Origin of the sequence: Lysinibacillus sphaericus, from assembly GCF_002982115.1 — a bacterium.
Lineage (GTDB): Bacteria > Bacillota > Bacilli > Bacillales_A > Planococcaceae > Lysinibacillus > Lysinibacillus sphaericus.
Window position 1 is genome coordinate 2,739,866 of sequence record NZ_CP019980.1, and the last position, 16,011, is coordinate 2,755,876.

18 protein-coding genes and 1 pseudogene are annotated in these 16,011 nt (G+C 37.3%); 5 read left to right on the forward strand and 14 right to left on the reverse strand.

Going from position 1 to position 16,011, the window contains the following annotated elements; all coding sequences use genetic code 11:
* Positions 1-158: 158 nt before the first annotated feature.
* Positions 159-497 (reverse strand): winged helix-turn-helix transcriptional regulator, encoded by a 339-nt coding sequence (locus LS41612_RS13900; RefSeq protein WP_024363558.1) that lies wholly within the window; start codon positions 495-497, stop codon positions 159-161.
* A gap of 105 nt (positions 498-602) precedes the next feature.
* Here LS41612_RS13900 and LS41612_RS13905 point away from each other — a divergent pair, with 105 nt between their 5' ends.
* On the forward strand, positions 603-986 hold the full coding sequence (locus tag LS41612_RS13905; RefSeq protein ID WP_024363557.1) for a RidA family protein: 384 nt from the start codon (positions 603-605) through the stop codon (positions 984-986).
* A gap of 156 nt (positions 987-1,142) precedes the next feature.
* Here LS41612_RS13905 and LS41612_RS13910 read toward each other — a convergent pair whose 3' ends face one another.
* Complete coding sequence (locus tag LS41612_RS13910; RefSeq protein ID WP_024363556.1) at positions 1,143-1,841, reverse strand: Type 1 glutamine amidotransferase-like domain-containing protein; 699 nt, start codon at positions 1,839-1,841, stop codon at positions 1,143-1,145.
* A 303-nt stretch (positions 1,842-2,144) separates the two neighbouring features.
* Here LS41612_RS13910 and LS41612_RS13915 point away from each other — a divergent pair, with 303 nt between their 5' ends.
* Positions 2,145-3,047 (forward strand): cation diffusion facilitator family transporter, encoded by a 903-nt coding sequence (locus LS41612_RS13915; protein WP_024363555.1) that lies wholly within the window; start codon positions 2,145-2,147, stop codon positions 3,045-3,047.
* Positions 3,048-3,306: 259 nt separating this feature from the next.
* On the forward strand, positions 3,307-4,515 hold the full coding sequence (locus LS41612_RS13920) for an MFS transporter (protein ID WP_080653360.1): 1,209 nt from the start codon (positions 3,307-3,309) through the stop codon (positions 4,513-4,515).
* 67 nt (positions 4,516-4,582) lie between these two features.
* On the opposite strand, the gene LS41612_RS13925 is transcribed toward LS41612_RS13920, so the two are convergent.
* Positions 4,583-5,287, reverse strand: coding sequence for a CPBP family intramembrane glutamic endopeptidase (locus LS41612_RS13925; RefSeq protein ID WP_024363553.1), 705 nt, complete (start codon positions 5,285-5,287; stop codon positions 4,583-4,585).
* Between the two features lie 88 nt (positions 5,288-5,375).
* On the opposite strand from LS41612_RS13925, the gene LS41612_RS13930 reads away from it, so the two are divergent.
* Positions 5,376-6,101: a MerR family transcriptional regulator gene (locus LS41612_RS13930; RefSeq protein ID WP_024363552.1), complete on the forward strand. Its 726-nt coding sequence runs from the start codon at positions 5,376-5,378 to the stop codon at positions 6,099-6,101.
* A gap of 55 nt (positions 6,102-6,156) precedes the next feature.
* Here the strand turns inward: LS41612_RS13930 and LS41612_RS13935 are convergent, their stop codons facing one another.
* From LS41612_RS13935 to LS41612_RS13955, 6 genes and pseudogenes are all read right to left on the reverse strand, one after another.
* Positions 6,157-6,477: a thioredoxin family protein gene (locus LS41612_RS13935; RefSeq protein WP_024363551.1), complete on the reverse strand. Its 321-nt coding sequence runs from the start codon at positions 6,475-6,477 to the stop codon at positions 6,157-6,159.
* Between the two features lie 111 nt (positions 6,478-6,588).
* Positions 6,589-7,206: an FMN-binding negative transcriptional regulator gene (locus LS41612_RS13940; RefSeq protein WP_024363550.1), complete on the reverse strand. Its 618-nt coding sequence runs from the start codon at positions 7,204-7,206 to the stop codon at positions 6,589-6,591.
* Between the two features lie 25 nt (positions 7,207-7,231).
* Positions 7,232-7,467: pseudogene (locus LS41612_RS23540) on the reverse strand (GNAT family N-acetyltransferase); the annotation flags it as partial.
* A gap of 128 nt (positions 7,468-7,595) precedes the next feature.
* Positions 7,596-8,072, reverse strand: a complete 477-nt coding sequence (locus LS41612_RS13945) for a hypothetical protein (RefSeq protein ID WP_024363548.1) — start codon at positions 8,070-8,072, stop codon at positions 7,596-7,598.
* A 178-nt stretch (positions 8,073-8,250) separates the two neighbouring features.
* Positions 8,251-9,153, reverse strand: a complete 903-nt coding sequence (locus LS41612_RS13950; RefSeq protein WP_024363547.1) for a glycine betaine ABC transporter substrate-binding protein — start codon at positions 9,151-9,153, stop codon at positions 8,251-8,253.
* A 327-nt stretch (positions 9,154-9,480) separates the two neighbouring features.
* Positions 9,481-10,836 carry an FAD-binding oxidoreductase gene (locus LS41612_RS13955; RefSeq protein WP_024363546.1) on the reverse strand — a complete coding sequence of 452 codons (1,356 nt, stop codon included), beginning with the start codon at positions 10,834-10,836 and terminating at the stop codon, positions 9,481-9,483.
* 306 nt (positions 10,837-11,142) lie between these two features.
* On the opposite strand from LS41612_RS13955, the gene LS41612_RS13960 reads away from it, so the two are divergent.
* Positions 11,143-11,571 (forward strand): DUF2621 domain-containing protein, encoded by a 429-nt coding sequence (locus LS41612_RS13960; RefSeq protein WP_024363545.1) that lies wholly within the window; start codon positions 11,143-11,145, stop codon positions 11,569-11,571.
* A gap of 80 nt (positions 11,572-11,651) precedes the next feature.
* Here the strand turns inward: LS41612_RS13960 and LS41612_RS13965 are convergent, their stop codons facing one another.
* The 5 genes from LS41612_RS13965 to LS41612_RS13985 all read right to left on the reverse strand — a co-directional run bounded on the left by LS41612_RS13965 (position 11,652) and on the right by LS41612_RS13985 (position 15,608).
* The gene (locus LS41612_RS13965; RefSeq protein ID WP_024363544.1) at positions 11,652-11,843 is read right to left on the reverse strand and encodes a hypothetical protein; all 192 of its coding nucleotides are present in this window, start codon (positions 11,841-11,843) and stop codon (positions 11,652-11,654) included.
* Positions 11,844-11,993: 150 nt separating this feature from the next.
* Entirely contained in the window at positions 11,994-12,491 is a 498-nt protein-coding gene (locus LS41612_RS13970) for a CcdC family protein (protein ID WP_024363543.1), read from the reverse strand.
* Between the two features lie 24 nt (positions 12,492-12,515).
* Complete coding sequence (locus tag LS41612_RS13975; RefSeq protein WP_024363542.1) at positions 12,516-12,884, reverse strand: response regulator; 369 nt, start codon at positions 12,882-12,884, stop codon at positions 12,516-12,518.
* Positions 12,885-12,935: 51 nt separating this feature from the next.
* A complete protein-coding gene (locus LS41612_RS13980) occupies positions 12,936-13,646 on the reverse strand; it encodes a cytochrome c biogenesis CcdA family protein (protein WP_024363541.1) in 711 nt (236 codons plus the stop codon).
* 282 nt (positions 13,647-13,928) lie between these two features.
* Positions 13,929-15,608 (reverse strand): L-lactate permease, encoded by a 1,680-nt coding sequence (locus tag LS41612_RS13985; protein WP_024363540.1) that lies wholly within the window; start codon positions 15,606-15,608, stop codon positions 13,929-13,931.
* Positions 15,609-16,011 lie beyond the last annotated feature (403 nt).

Genomic DNA, 16,011 nt, shown 5'->3' on the forward strand with positions numbered 1-16,011 from the left:
GTTTCTATTTAAAATTATTGATACTAAGAAACAGAAAAAAAGAGATGATTGAAGCTTTCAATCAATCCCTGCAACAGAAATGGCAAATTAACTGTAGCTCCTGCATCCATTCATCGCTCATTTCATTTAATTTGTGAGGTACGCTTTACAGCAAGACATTAATGCGTATTGTTTTTTTCTCCCCACTCACATAACTGTTCCAAAACAGGCAATAACGTTTCCGCTTTAGCTGTAAGACTGTACTCCACTTTAGGTGGAATCTGCGGATACTCTTTTCGACTGACTATTCCATCTGCTTCTAATTCTTTCAGTTGTGCACTTAATGTTTTAAAGGTAATTGCACCTATTTTGCGTTTCAAATCATTAAACCGAACCGTTTGATGTTCCGCTAAAATATAAATAATTAGCATTTTCCATTTACCACCAATTACTGATAATGTATAGCCAAACGGGGTTTCTTGGATAGTCCCCGTGTCTTTGTAATCAGCCAAACCCATATTTACACTATCCTTTCTGATAGTACCTTTCAAAAAAGTGCGTACTATTTTTTTGTTCGCGTTCATTTTATACTGACATTACTTTAAAGTAAAGGAGAGAAAAAAATGAAGAATATTACAATTTACAATCACGATCTTTGGGATCACGGTATTTCACAGGGCTACAGTGTCAACGGCACTATCTACATTTCGGGGCAGTTTTCCCATGATACGGAGGGTACATTCGTTGGCGATGGCGATATCGAAGCACAAGCACAGCAAACGCTTAAAAATCTAGATGGCGTTTTGGAAAAATTCGGTGCAACAAGATCTAACCTTGTTTATATGGAAATCTATTTAACAAATGCGGAAGCACATACTGAACCAGTCCTTCGACTATTCAAGGACTACGTTGGGCAACATCGACCAGCCGGTAGCCTTATCGGCGTGACTTACTTGGCATCACCAGAACAACTAATTGAAATCAGCGCCATCGCACATACCAACTAAGGAAAGGCATGTTGTGTCAGCGAAAGTAAGCTTCGGCTTCGGACCATTAAGTTAGGAGCCCACTTATAACACTAACCCCGAGCAAAGAACCTTTCAAGAAAAGCGGAACTATTCGGGGTTTTGTGTTTTTGAAAGGAATTTGCCATTCCATCACTACTAATTAAAACCTAGAAATTTTGTTGCAAGCTCTTTCTCTATAACTTTATCATCATCATATACTTTATACGCTTTCGCATTAGGTCTTGAACTTACAATAGTATGGATTTCCTGATCAATGAAATGGATGGCAACACCGTCATCCGTTGCAAAACCGGGTTTAATTTTTTTATTAGTAATAAGCTGTTGATACGAAGGTCTTCTATCCGATTCTCCATCATAATGGGGACAATTACTCCCTTCTAGGAAACCTAAACACTGTAAAGGTTCCAATCCATCCCCATAAGAATCTGTCACCCCTTCCTCGAACCAGCAAATGGAGCCCGCGCTAATACCAGCGAGTATTATTCCTTGCTCCCACGCTTTTTTCAAAATAGTATCCAATCCCCATTCCTTCCATAGCACTAATAAATTCTTTGTATTCCCCCCACCAACATAAATAATATCTTTGTCCAGTAAGAAGCTTTCTATATTTCTTGTAGGTGGTTTAAATAATGATAAGTGCGAAGGCTGACAATCCTGTTTTTCAAAGAATTGATAAAATCGACAAATGTAATTTTCTGAATCCCCACTTGCTGTTGCAAGAAAGCAAATTTTCGGATTTTTTTTCATAGATTGCTGAAGAATATATTGATCCAGCAAAGGATTTTCTGGCTCCATAGAAAAGCCACCGCCCCCAAGTGCTATAATTTGTTTCATAAGTCTACGTCCTTTCTTATTTAATACGTTATACAATTTTTTAACTTTTATTACCTATATTATTAAATAGTACCACTGAACAATAAATATCCCCATTGTTTTTAAGAAAAAAAGTTGGACAAACCATGATTGAACCGATGAATAGAATATGTTACACTCAATGAACGCTTATATTGGAGTGAGAAAGATGATACACATTTCAAGTTCACAAAACCTATATTTTTTTAATCAAAACCTTTGACTTAAAACGAGTCAAAGGTTTTTGTTGCTTTTAGGAAAGAATTTTATTGGAGGTATACATTTATGAATCAAAGCACAAATTCCAATACTACAATCGTTGCTGGATGGATTAGTTTAATAAGCAACATCGTTTTAACTATTTTAAAAATAGCAGTTGGTACTATCTTCCACAGTCCCGTTCTTTTAGCTGATGGCTATCATAATGCAGGTGATGTAATAGCAAGCGGTGCCGCTTTAACATCTATGCGTATTTCTAAACGTCCTGCCGACGAAGATCATCCATACGGACACGGAAAAGCAGAAGTAATTAGTTCCGCCATTGTAGGAATTATATTAATAATGGCAGCTCTTTATATTGCTTATGAATCCGTTACAGCATTCTTTCAGGAACCTGAAAAAGCAAGTTTAATTGCCTTTATTACGGCTATCATATCACTTGTTTGGAAGCTCCTTTTATACGTATATACGATAAAAATTGGCAAAAGAACAAATAGTAAAGGCTTAATTGCCACTGCTTATGATCATCTTGCTGATGTATATGCTTCATTAGCAGCCGTATTAGGAATCGGGCTTGCACTTGTTGGGGAAAATTATCATATTCATATCCTTACATATGGTGATCCCATTGCGGGTATCATTGTGACCATTTTAGTTTTCAAACTTGCCTATGGGATGTTATTAGAAGCTATCGACACACTTATGGAGAAAAGCGTAAGTCCTGATACACTAGCTAGTTTCAAAACGTTAATCCTCACTATTCCTGAAGTAAAACGAATAGATCGTCTACGAGCGAGAGAACATGGGCACTATGTATTAGTCGATTTGCGTGTGGGGGTACCTGCTGATTTAACAATCCAAGAAGGACATGATATTATCCGTAAAATCAAGAAAACGATAATGGAGAAACATCCGAATGTAGAAGAAGTTCTGATTCACCTAAATCCTTGGTACGATCATAATCAATAGAAGGAAAATCATTTGCACCTCCTAACGAAGCTTTATTCGTTAGGAGTTTTTTTAAAATTACAAGCAATGTTCTATGTAATAAAAAAAATTTTTCACTGCAAATTGGCATATATCTACAATTGCAGGAGTATGGTAAGCTTGGTAAATGAGCTAAAAGTTTTTGTTAATCATATAGTTAGAAAGATGGTGTTTCATATAATTGGCTAGTGTAAATCATTCAATCGGGCAGTATGTAAATTCTCCCGAAAAGCTGAAAAAAATGTATAAAAGGGTTTTAATTGTAGTTAGTTTATCGCAAATTTTCGGTGGAGCAGGTCTTGCTGCTGGTATCACGGTAGGCGCTCTCTTAGCCCAACAAATGCTTGGCACGGACGCATTTGCCGGATTACCCTCTGCCCTATTTACATTAGGTTCAGCAGGGGCCGCTTTTATAGTGGGAAGACTTTCGCAACGCTATGGTCGCCGTATAGGGCTCGCTACTGGTTTTATCACTGGTGGTCTTGGCGCTATTGGCGTTGTTATCGCAGCATTAATTAACAGTGTTTTTTTACTATTTGCTTCCTTACTTGTTTATGGTGCAGGCACAGCAACAAATTTACAGGCTCGATATGCCGGTACAGACTTAGCAAATAACAAACAACGCGCAACGGCCATTAGTACTACGATGGTTATGACCACATTCGGGGCCGTAGCAGGACCAAATTTAGTGGATGTCATGGGCAAATTTGCGCTTTCTATCGGTATTCCTTCATTAGCTGGTCCATTTCTATTATCTGCCATTGCATTTATATTAGCAGGTTTGGTTCTTTTCATCATGCTTCGTCCAGATCCTTTACTGCTAGCAAAATCGATAGAAGCTCACCAACATCAAATCGTATCTGGAGAAGCTCTTCATCAGGCGCCTCCTTTAATGAATAAAAAAGGTATCATCGTTGGCGCAGTTGTGATGATTCTTACGCAAATCGTTATGGTAGCCATTATGACAATGACGCCCATCCATATGCAACATCATGGACATAGTTTAGGTGCTGTAGGAATCGTTATTGGTTTCCATGTTGGTGCCATGTATCTTCCTTCTCTTGTCACAGGTATCCTTGTTGACAAGATTGGTAGAACAGCCATGAGTATTGCTGCTGGTGTTATTTTACTGTTTGCAGGTTTAATAGCGGCCTATGCACCAAGTGATTCTATGTTTATGCTAATCGTTGCTCTTTCTTTATTAGGTATAGGATGGAATTTCGGCTTAATTAGCGGAACTGCTCAAATTGTTGATGCCACAGAACCTTCAACACGCGCTAAAATCCAAGGCACAATTGATGTTTTTATCGCATTGGCAGGTGCTTCAGGAGGGGCACTTTCGGGGATGATAGTAGCGAATTCCAGTTACGCCACTTTATCATTAACCGGTGGACTATTATCTTTATTATTAATCCCTGTGATTATCTGGTACCGCCAAGCAAAATCATGATTCAATCGACCGATCCAGGCTCTCAGTTTAATGAGACCTGGTTTTTTTGTCGATGTTAACCATCTATTCATCCCAAACTTGTCAGCAAAACCATCATGCCATTCGTTAAGCCGTGAATGATAATGGAAGGCCAAATAGAATTCGTGCGTTCATATGCTAAAGCAAAAATAATGCCACTAAAGAAGTTGACGGGCATGACATTATAGGTGGGGATATGAGCAATCGTAAAAATAAATGAGCTAAGGATAATGGCACCGACCAATCCTAAGCGTGTACGTAACCAGCGATATAAAAACCCTCGATAAAAAATCTCTTCGTATATTGGTGAAATAACAGCCGCAGAGAGAAAGGCTATTAGTACCGTAAAGAAGGTTACGTTCTGCTGTATGGCCTGTGTTTTGCTATTTTCCACCGAAAACCCAATATAACTTGTTAGCACAACGATTAGTAAGGCGCCAATCATTAACAGAACCGAATAGCATAGTATCGTTTTCCATTGCTTCAACGAAATTGATGTTATTCCTACTTCACGCCATGAAAGCTTTTTAGGACGTAGCGCTATAAAATAAACACCAAAAACAAGCGTAATTGCAATCGTGAACCCTGTTAATGTTCCAGCATATAGTTCATTACGAAACAAGTGAGCATACATTGGTTTCACTAGCCATTTAATAATGCCGATGACAACAACAAACTCTACTAGCAATAATAAAATAAATTCTCTCCATCCCCAATTATCTTGATTTTTCCAGTTCATTTGTTTCGTTTCCATTCTCTATCCTTCTTCCTTTATATGATGTAATCTAAGTGTATGAGATGACGTAACGTCACCTGCAATCTTTTTTTCAGGAGGAATGAAAATGAAACAATGGACGACTGGAGAGGTAGCGAAACAGCGAAATATTTCCATTCGCACACTTCGGTATTACGATCAAATTAATCTGCTTACACCAAGTTTTAAAGATGATTATGGACGACGATACTATTCAGAAGAAGACTTGTTTAAATTAGAGAAAATCATCATTCTAAAAACGCTGTCACTTCCACTCGATAAAATTCGTGATTTATTAGATAAACTTTCCTATAAACAAATTTTAATTTCACATCACAATTACTTACAAGAACGACTTGCTGAACTGCAAACAAGTATCTCTCATACGACATCATTGATTAATATGATGGATTTAGAAGAATCATTATCGTGGGAACATGTGACGGAACTCGTTCAACGTTCTCAAAGCACCTCTAAAAAATGGGTGGACTATTTCCAAGAGCATGAACAAACATTTTTACAACAAACTATTCCAAACCTCAGTAGCAATGACATAATGACACAGCAATATATTGGATTACTACGACAAATTGAATGGTGTATCAAAAACAATATTCAAGCTGAATCGGACGAAGGCTTTCAAATTGGTTCCAAAATAATCGAATTATCAAACGATACGTTTCAAGGCGACACGGATTTAATGGATCAATTTTGGGAGGTTCGAAAACTCCCTACAGAGAAAACAGGATTATACCCGATTTCAGCAGAGGTACTAGCGTATGTGGAACGTTGTATTGCTTATGTAACAGCTTGAAAGCAGGCAAATAAAAAGCTATAGGAGATAGCGTCCCCTATAGCTTAGGCAAGTCTTACGATAAAGTTAATCCATCTAAAAAAGCTTCAATCTCTTGTTGTGTTTTACGGTCCTTACTAACAAAGCGGCCAACTTCATTGCCTTTATCATAAGCTAGAAAACTTGGAATACCAAATACATCTAATGCAACACATAAATCGATGAAATCATCGCGGTCAATTTTCACAAAATGATAATTGCTGTAGTTTTTTTCAATTGTCGGCATAATCGGATCAATAAATCGACAATCTCCACACCAGTCTGCTGAAAAAACAAATATTGTACGTTCACCTTTTTTTAAGTTTTCAAATTGCTCTATTGAGAGTAAATTTTCCATTAAAACAATCCCCTTTTTCACAGTTATTAATTCATCATAACATTTATTAAAATATGGTTAAACAATCATGCTTTGCATGTCCATCTAGCGCAATAAAAAAGATGCCTCTCGTTATTTTTTACATTGCTTTGCCATTTGCTCTGCTATTTGTTTTGAATTTGGTGTTGCTTCATTATTCAATTGTGCAATAATATTTCCATAGTCTGCATCATTACGGTTTTGACTTAATTTATAGGCAGCCTGTATATCGCTAATCTTTATTTTAAATCCAACAATACCTTTCATTTCTTTTTCTAAAAGCTCTGGTGAAAGGTTTTCCCATAAAACAGGTTGCTCTCTATGCTTCTCATATTTTTCTAACAGCCACGTTAAATCTTCGCTTAATTCATCTTTATCTAAAAGTGTTGCTGTGCCATAAATATGGACCGCCTGATAATTCCACGTTGGCACATTTTCGTGCGAATACCAAGAAGAAGAAATATACGCATGGGGCCCTTGGAACATCACGAGCACATCCCCACAAGATGCAAATGTTCTCCACTGTGGGTTCCCATATGCCATATGGCCAGTAAGATACGTGTCCTCGCCTTTTTTATGTAACATTAACGGTAAGTGAGTGGCAATTGGTGTGCCTTGTTTTGTTGTGACAAGTGTAGCAAAAGAGTTCATTTGAATAAACGCTTCAATTTCATGAACATCTGTCACTTTATAGTATTTAGGAATATACATAATCGTCCGCCTTTCCAATTTAGTGATTTGTATTTACTTTTAAATAGCCCGCAGCGTCTTCATCGAAATAAATGAAATAAAATTGGGAACCACGATTCACTAGTTCCCGCTCCAATTGTTGAGGGGAAATGCTCTATCCAAATAGGCTAGCATATTTTCAGGCTTATTTTGTTTGCTATATGTATCCTGAAACGTTTCAATACTTTTTTCTCGGAGTACATGTACATCTTCAAGCTTGCACTTTTTGATTTGTATAGTCATTTGATATACAGCCCCTTTATAAATCTTATTTCCTTGATACAGCATGAAAACATAGCACGGAAATCTGCCATAATTCAAATACCAAAATCCTAACTTTATTCTAGAAAAAAGACTTCACATGCTTTAAGTTACACAAATGCGACACATATGTACTGTTCGTTCTGTAAGCTTTCAAGGTGATGGCTTTCGATTTCAGCAATATGGATACGACGGCTTTTTAATGTTCGGTCATATTCTCCTGCCCAAAACCTAATTAAGTCCACGTTTTGCTCCGGTTTGATATGTTGCTTTAAATAGCTTAATAAATCATCTAAAAATTGCGGGCCCCAATTGCCCTCAATGCCATATACATAACTTTTTTCATTATACAGCGCTAAATCATAGGGCGGATTATTCCATTCGAAAATATGCAATTGACCGAAAGCTGATTCATCTGGCGCATAGACAAGCCTTGCGTCATCATCCATCGAGTGCCAAGGCTGTTCTGGCGTATCCCCTGTTATCGGATGTAATTTTTTTAATTCTCTTACAGTGATTTCAGTAATTCCTGTACAATCTACTGTTTGTAATTCGCAATCTGCTACTAGAACGGAATATAACGTCATCTCTTTGACTCCTTCTATTTGCTCAAAACTGGCTTATTTAGTCTTCTACATTATAGTAAGTTACATAGAATTCAATTCATCCTATTTCGACACGCTTGTAATGAATCCCTTTTTACTTCCACTCTAACAAAAAAAGAATTTCCTAACTATTAGGAAATTCCCCTTGTTATCTCTTAACCTATTGTTTTGGTTGTAAATCCTCAATGGAATCGATATCCATATATGTAGGAACAACAAATCCATTTTTGGTCCCTGTTAAATTCTCTCCTAAATCAACAAAGTCATCTTTGTATTTTGCATAAAAGGAGCTATGTGTCGTTGGTAACCAAGCAGCGACAGTTGCATCGGCTACTCCTGATGCGATTGCTTGAAACATGATGGCAGGATCAACTGGGGTGATTGTGACTGTGTATCCAAGTTCTTCAAATACTGCTTGTAGTACACTGCTTGAAGCTCTTTCTGAATCCCATGGAGTGGACGCTAATTCAATTTCTTTGCCTTTCACTTTTGTCATCCCTTTTGTCCATTCATTTACCTTCTCTTCGTTTTGTGCGATCCATTTGTCTGCCGCCTCTTCAAAAGAAGTTGTTTGAGCTTCATACATTACAGCTTCCATATCTTCTGGTTCCCAATAGAATTGATCTAGAAGTGTATAGGCATCGGGTAAGTCTTTAGCCAAATCTTTGCGCACAAGTGTATTAATATTTTCCGTTCCACCTAATGTCCCTTGAGGGTCCTCTAAAAATTTTAAATCGTAGGATGAAAACATCCAATGCGGTGTCCATCCTGTAATAATAATAGGCTCTTCATTTCGAATAGCTTGCTCTAATGAACCTAACATCCCAGGGGTTGAACTTTCCTCCAGTTCCCAACCTTGCAAATTTTGATATTCCGCTAGCGTGTTTTCCGAAAGCTCCGTCAATCCTGCTCCTGGTTCAATCCCTATAATTTTATAATCAACCTGCTCACCTATGCTTTTGGTCTTGCCTGTTGTATCTGCATCATTTTTATCACCACATCCTGCTAATAGTAACGAAACAGCTATTCCAAAAGTAAGTCCTACTGTTTTCAACTTGACCATTTTACATCCCCCTTAATTAGAAGAGACTTTCCTTGTCTCTAGACCTTTGACCGACTTTATAAAAGTTTATCTGGTTCAAAGTAACAACTTGATTTTAACAACAAGTTGTTACTTTTGTCAATTAAGGCAAATTTATATTTCCATTTAAAGGGATGTAAAAATAGCCCTGTTGGCTTTACTTTGCCCCTTCGATTTAATTTTCAAAATGGGCATCTTGTATCTTCCTTTTTAGAAATAACGAAAAAGACGATGACCTAAAACGTCAATCATTGCCTTATGTTCGAATGTTCTGAAAAATAAATTCATTACGAACCCCCTATGCAGTATTTAGCCTAATCCTTGAGGAAAACTAAAGACATTAAACGGATCATACTTTTTATTTACCTGATGCAAGCGTTGTGCATTGCCTCCAAAATATTCTTTGTCATAATTTGAGAGATGATTGATTGGAAAATTTACATAAGAGCCTTCCGTAATGGTTTTAATAAATTCAAAACGTTGACGCACCCATGCTTCATTTTCCTTTGCGTATTGATCTTCTGTCCACACAGACTGAATACCCATAATATACTTAGCATTGCGATAGAAAAATGCGGTTTCCGCTTTGCCAACTTGGCTTATTTCTCCGCCTAATGCATAAAAAGATATAGCCGTATACACGGAACCTTGTGGAGTATTATTTAGGAGCGCAACGGTGTTTTGAAGCTCCGCAAGTGTATAATGTCTTTGAACAAATCTACCTGTTGACTTAAATTTTTCATATGGTGGATAGGTTGCTTCTACCTTTTTAACAGCTTCTAAAAATGATAGTTGTGCTAGCTCTAGCTGAAACCCTTCTACCTCAGCAAAGGGTTGTAAAATTTTCTTAGCCATCTCCGAAGGTCCGTAAAAAAATCCGCTAGCAAAAATACCTAACCCTTCGCCTTCCGCATTATAAAAGCTTGCAACCACTGTCATTCGTTTATCTAACTGTGGCAACCAGTTTTGCCAAATATTCATTACTTGCATTTGCTTAGCTTGCGTTGTACCTACATAAAAAAATCTAATAAGTGTAATAGAAGCATTGATAGGCTTTGGCAACTGAAATGTCATACTGACCACAACTCCAAAGTTACCTCCCCCTGCCCCACGACACGCCCAGAAAAGATCCGCGTTACACTGTTTATTTGCTTTAATAAGCTTTCCTTCGTAATTAATTAACTCAAATTCAACTAAACTATCACATCCCAAACCGTATAGTCGACTAGAAAATCCCCAGCCTCCTCCGAGCGTAAACCCTGCTACACCAACAGTTGGGCAAGTACCACCTGGAAAAGTATATCCATTCGTACCAATAAACTCATACACCTCAGCATTTTTTGCTCCGGCTTCTATTTTTAAGCGATGACGTTTTTTATCCATTGTCATCGCATTCATTCGACTAATATCAATAACCAATACATAATCACCTGTAGAATATCCTTCATAATGATGTCCACCAGATCTGATTCGAATAGGTACACAATGTCTACGTGCCCATCGAATAGCATTGATAACATCTTGCTTTCTTTCACAATAAACGATTACGATTGGATACTTTTGTATTGCACGATTCCATTCCTGTCGTGCCTCATCATAATTCGCATCTTTTAACGTGACAACTTCACCAGTCAGCCCTTTAAAAAACAATGAATCCTGCTCCATTTCTTCACCTCTAGTAGTCCGCGTTGTTTAAACTAGTATATTCGTTGTAGGGTAGTAGGTTTGGGTATAAGGAAACTTACTGACTAGAAATAAATTAAGAGACTTAGATTCTTCTGAATATGGGCAGCAGCTCATCTTGCTTGCTCATCAAGCCCAACAACATACTGTGCCAAACTTAGTAACTTTCTTCACTAGAGTGCAATACTTACATTTATTTAAACGATTTATAAAAAGAGGCACAATAAGGATGAATTTTTTTGTTGAAGCTTCTATAATAGAGTGAGAGAAGACAAAGAGGTGAACGATTTGTTAGATGGTTGGTTTTTATGGTTTATTTTATTTTGGGTAGTCGTCCTTATTTCGCTAATGGCTATTGGCGGATTTTTCATGTTCCGCAAGTTTTTAAAGGCTTTACCAAAGCAGGATGGGAAATCAGATTTAGATTGGCAGGAATTTTACTTAGATAAAACGATTCATCTATGGGGACAACCTGAGAAGGAATTTCTATATGAGTTGGTGAGCCCAGTACCTGAGCTATTTAGACAAGTGGCGAAAGAAAAAATTGCAGGTAAAATTGGCGAGCTCGCTTTAGAAGAAAAGGCGACATCTATAGACAATGATTTAATTATACGCGGTTATATTCAAGCTACGCCTAAACGTGACCACAAATTTTTACGTAAAAAATTAGATCAAATGCAAATTGATGTTACCCCATATGAGCATCTTTTTGACTAATAGGATGCAAAAAAGCCGCACTGCAATAGGTGCGGCTTTTTTTGATATAGAACGATTTAATTAGTTTAGCGATTTATGCTTTATTTAAATAAATGATCAAGCGCTTGGTAATCTTGTTGATAGCGCCCACCGTCTGCCACTTCTGCATGATACAGTGCTTTTAATGCATAGTTTTTTTGCAAATCCATATCCGCCATTAGCTCTTTTAATCGGTCATGCAATTCACGGTTTTCTTTTACAAGCAACTGCATCTGTGGTTTAAAATATTTCATCTAAGTAACTCCTCATTTTTTAACATGGTTCCTAGTATACCACGTTGTCGATTAGAAATCGCTTATTGCACCATATCCTCTTAATACAAAAAATTATTGTATACGTTAAAAAAACTACAACAGCAAATGTGCTAGTGTAGTTTCTTTTCTTTACATATTTTTTAATGGAATCGTTTTCTTGATTTTTTTAAATTGAATCAGCATTGCAATTCGCCAAGGCAATAGCATCGCAAATGCTAAAATCCAAAACATACCTGCTAACTCCCCGACATCTATCGAGCTACTTAAAATCATTTTTGCCACAACACGGAAGATTAACAGCCCAACTAAAATAAATACAAACGCTTTTGAACGTTTTAAATAAATATCGTGACCTTTTACTTCAAATTTCGAAGTAGCAATTAAAATGGTCGAGAACACCATACCTACCGCAGCAGCTTCTAAAATCTGCATAGGTGGCACTCGAAATTGTGCAAATAAAAACATTAACGCACCTGATGACATGGCAATAGGTGGAATGATAATTTTCTTCTCATTTGTAGGTTTTTTGGAAGCTCGCATACGTAATACCATCACAAAGCTACCCATTATAATGGCCATTATAGTCGAACCTATAACATAATATTGAGAAGGGATATTGCTTAACATAAAGAATCCTCCTCTGATGTTAAATTAGCAACTTTGACCAACTAGCTGGTCTGCTACAGCTCTTAATTTTTCTGGCTCGAAAGGCTTTGTAATAAAATCTTTCGCTCCACTTTCAATTGCTTCTACAATTAATTTTTGTTGTCCTAATGCTGTAATCATAACTATCTTTGCATTAGGAAATTCTGGGATGATTCTTTTTACAGCCGCAATACCTGTCATAACGGGCATCGTTACATCCATTGTTACAAGATCTGGTTGTAACTCTCGATACAGCTCTACAGCTTCTTTACCATTCACTGCATTGCCAACTACCTCATAACCCCATTCAGTAAACATATTACTGATTGTAACACGCATAAATAGCGTATCATCCACTACTAAAACTGTAGGCACGTATTCATCTCCCTCCACGTTAAAGTATGGTATGCCCTTTAGTTTAGCAGATTAGAAGCCAATAAATCCACCGAAAATAGGCTGCAATAATCGCGTGATATATGTTAAACCATCAAAGAATAACAATATCCCCACCGCAATCATAATATAGCCGCCAACTTTTACGATTTTTTGACTGTGTTTGCGAATCCAATTCATACGTGAAATGAAGAATGATAACACAAAGAATGGAATGGCAAAACCTAAATAGTAAGCAAACATATAGCTAAACCCTGAAGAAGGATTTGCTCCAGCTAACGTAATAATGGACATTAGAATTGGACCTGTACATGGTGTCCAACCCGCCGCAAATGCGATGCCGATTAATATGGAACCTATATAGCCGGATGGTCGATTTTTGAATTGAAATTTTCGATCTTTCATTAAAAAATCAATTTGCAGTAACCCTACAATCATTAACCCAAAGATAACGATTAAAATGGCGCCAACTTGACGCAATAATGTTTGATAGTTTAGGAAGAATTCCCTTGCTAATGATGCGCCTAGACCAATCATAATAAAAATAATTGAAAATCCTAATAAAAAGAATAGCGTATGCAAAATAGCACGCCTTTGCATCATGCCACGTTCAGATTTTAGCTCATCCAAAGTCATTCCCGTTATGTATGATAAAAATGCTGGATACAGTGGCAGAGTACACGGTGAAATGAAGCTTAAAAAGCCCGCTCCAAACGCTAGAAAAACGTTAATATCAGTTTCCATATTTTTCATTCTCTCCTTACAGTTACTGCCTCCATCGTACCAAAAAACAATGGAAATTGCGCCCTTAATGCTTGTGAACGTTTCTTGACGAAAAGTTGTAGAAACTGCGAAATCTTTTTGCTTTGCAAAAGGCACTTCTGAATTATGCGCCCGCTACGTTTTTCTGTCAACGAAATTTGCAATAATACAAGAATTTAAAATAAAGCCCTTTTATGTTTGCTAATTAGAAAAAAGGTACTGAGAAAGCGATTCTCAATACCTTTTACTAAAAAATTCACTGCTCTATGGAATCATCCAAGATAGGACATTACTTTGTAAAAAGGTTAGTATACAGATAAATAATAGCAACATCACACTATACTTTAATGCGAAGCGCAGCAATTCTGATTCTCTCCCTACAAGTCCAACCGCGGCGGCGGCGACTGCGATAGATTGTGGTGAAATCATTTTACCGGTTACACCGCCCGATGCATTCGCTGCAAGTGCAAGCACCGGTTCCATTCCAACAGAATCAGCCGTCACTTGCTGGAGCTTGGCAAATAAGACATTTGAAGATGTATCAGATCCTGTAATAAATACACCGAGCCAACCTAGCACAGGTGAGAAGAATGGGAATAATACACCCGTCTTCGCTAAAACTAAAGCAAGCGTTGTCATCATACCTGCTGTATTTGTCACATAGGCATAGGCAACGACACTACAAATCGTAATAAGCGGGTACTTAATTTCATTTAATGTTTCAAAAAATGTTGTTCCCCAATTGCGCCACGAAACGTTAAAAATAAATTTAGAAACGATGGCAGATAATAAAATAGCTGTACCTGCCGCACCTAGAAGTTCTACCTTATAGAAAGCTGCAATTGCTTCCCCCGTTGCGCCACTCACTACTTGATTATGTAAAAGCGGTACTTCAGCCGTAAATGTCATCGCTTGCCCCACTAAATTTACCCCTTTTAAAATAACATTTGTACCGTCATAATTTCCCGTTAAAGCACTTTTGACTACAGGAATCCCCCAGCAAGAAATAAAAGCCGTCAATATAATAAATGGTGACCAAGACTTTATGATTGTCCCTCCGCTGTACGACTCTTTTTTAGACATTGTATCAGCTGTAATCTCTTGTTCGGAAGCAAAACGATAAATCGTTTTCGGCTGCCAAAACTTCATGAAAACGGCAAGTGCAAAAAGTGATACTAGAGCAGATAAAACATCCGGTAATTCAGGACCGAGAAAATTCGAACTTAAAAATTGTGTGACAGCAAATGAAATACCAGATACTAAAATGGCTGGCATCACTTCCCAAGCTTTTTTAAAACCAGTCATAATAAAAATTAAGAAGAATGGAATAAAGACTGCTAAAAACGGTAATTGACGTCCAACCATTTTTGAAATTTCAAATGCGGCGATACCCGTAGGTCCTTCCATAGCCGTAATTGGTACACCGATGGCACCAAATGCAACTGGGGCTGTATTTGCAATTAAACAAAGACCTGCAGCATATAACGGATTAAAACCAAGACCTACTAATAATGCTGCTGAAATAGCAACCGGTGCGCCAAAACCAGCGGCTCCTTCTAAAAATGCACCAAATGAAAACGCGACGAGTAACGCTTGAATACGGCGGTCTTCGGTTATCGATAAGACAGAATAACGGATAATATTAAAATTCCCTGTTTTAACCGTGATATTGTATAAAAAAACCGATGTAATAATAATCCAACCGATTGGTAGTAGACCATACACAGCCCCTTGTGTGGCGGACATTACCGCTGTCCCTAGCGGCACTTTAAATGCAATGGCAGCCAATAATAAAGAGACAAGCAGAGTTGTTAAACCTGCCATATAGCCTTTCATTTTTTTTATGGCTAACGCCCAGAAAAAATAAAGTATTGGTATAACAGCGACGATTGCCGACCACGTCAAACTATCCCCCACAGCAGTAAAATTTTGTGTAAATGTCAAATTGCATACCCCCAAAATAAAAAGTTCTCCCCAATCATGACAATACGGCATTAACAGATTGTTGATGTTTTCAGTTGCAGTCTAATAGAAGCAAGACACGACTATCACGAGCCTCTTGCTCCTCCAATGCTACTATCTTCGTTTTGTCAGACTTGTAAAAACGTCAATTGAAGTTATCTTGTAACTAAACATTCAACACTTTTTTGCTAAGCTGGTTTACGCCCTCCAAACTTAAATAGATTAGGTCATCTGATGACTATATGTTAAAATTATATGAACTAAATTTTAAAAATTCAATATATTTTTAAAATAAAATTTCCATTTTAGCTACTTTAAGTAGCAATTACTAGCAAAACTGTACAATATTTTAATCCTAAACACCCAAGAAAAGTATTCATGAGAA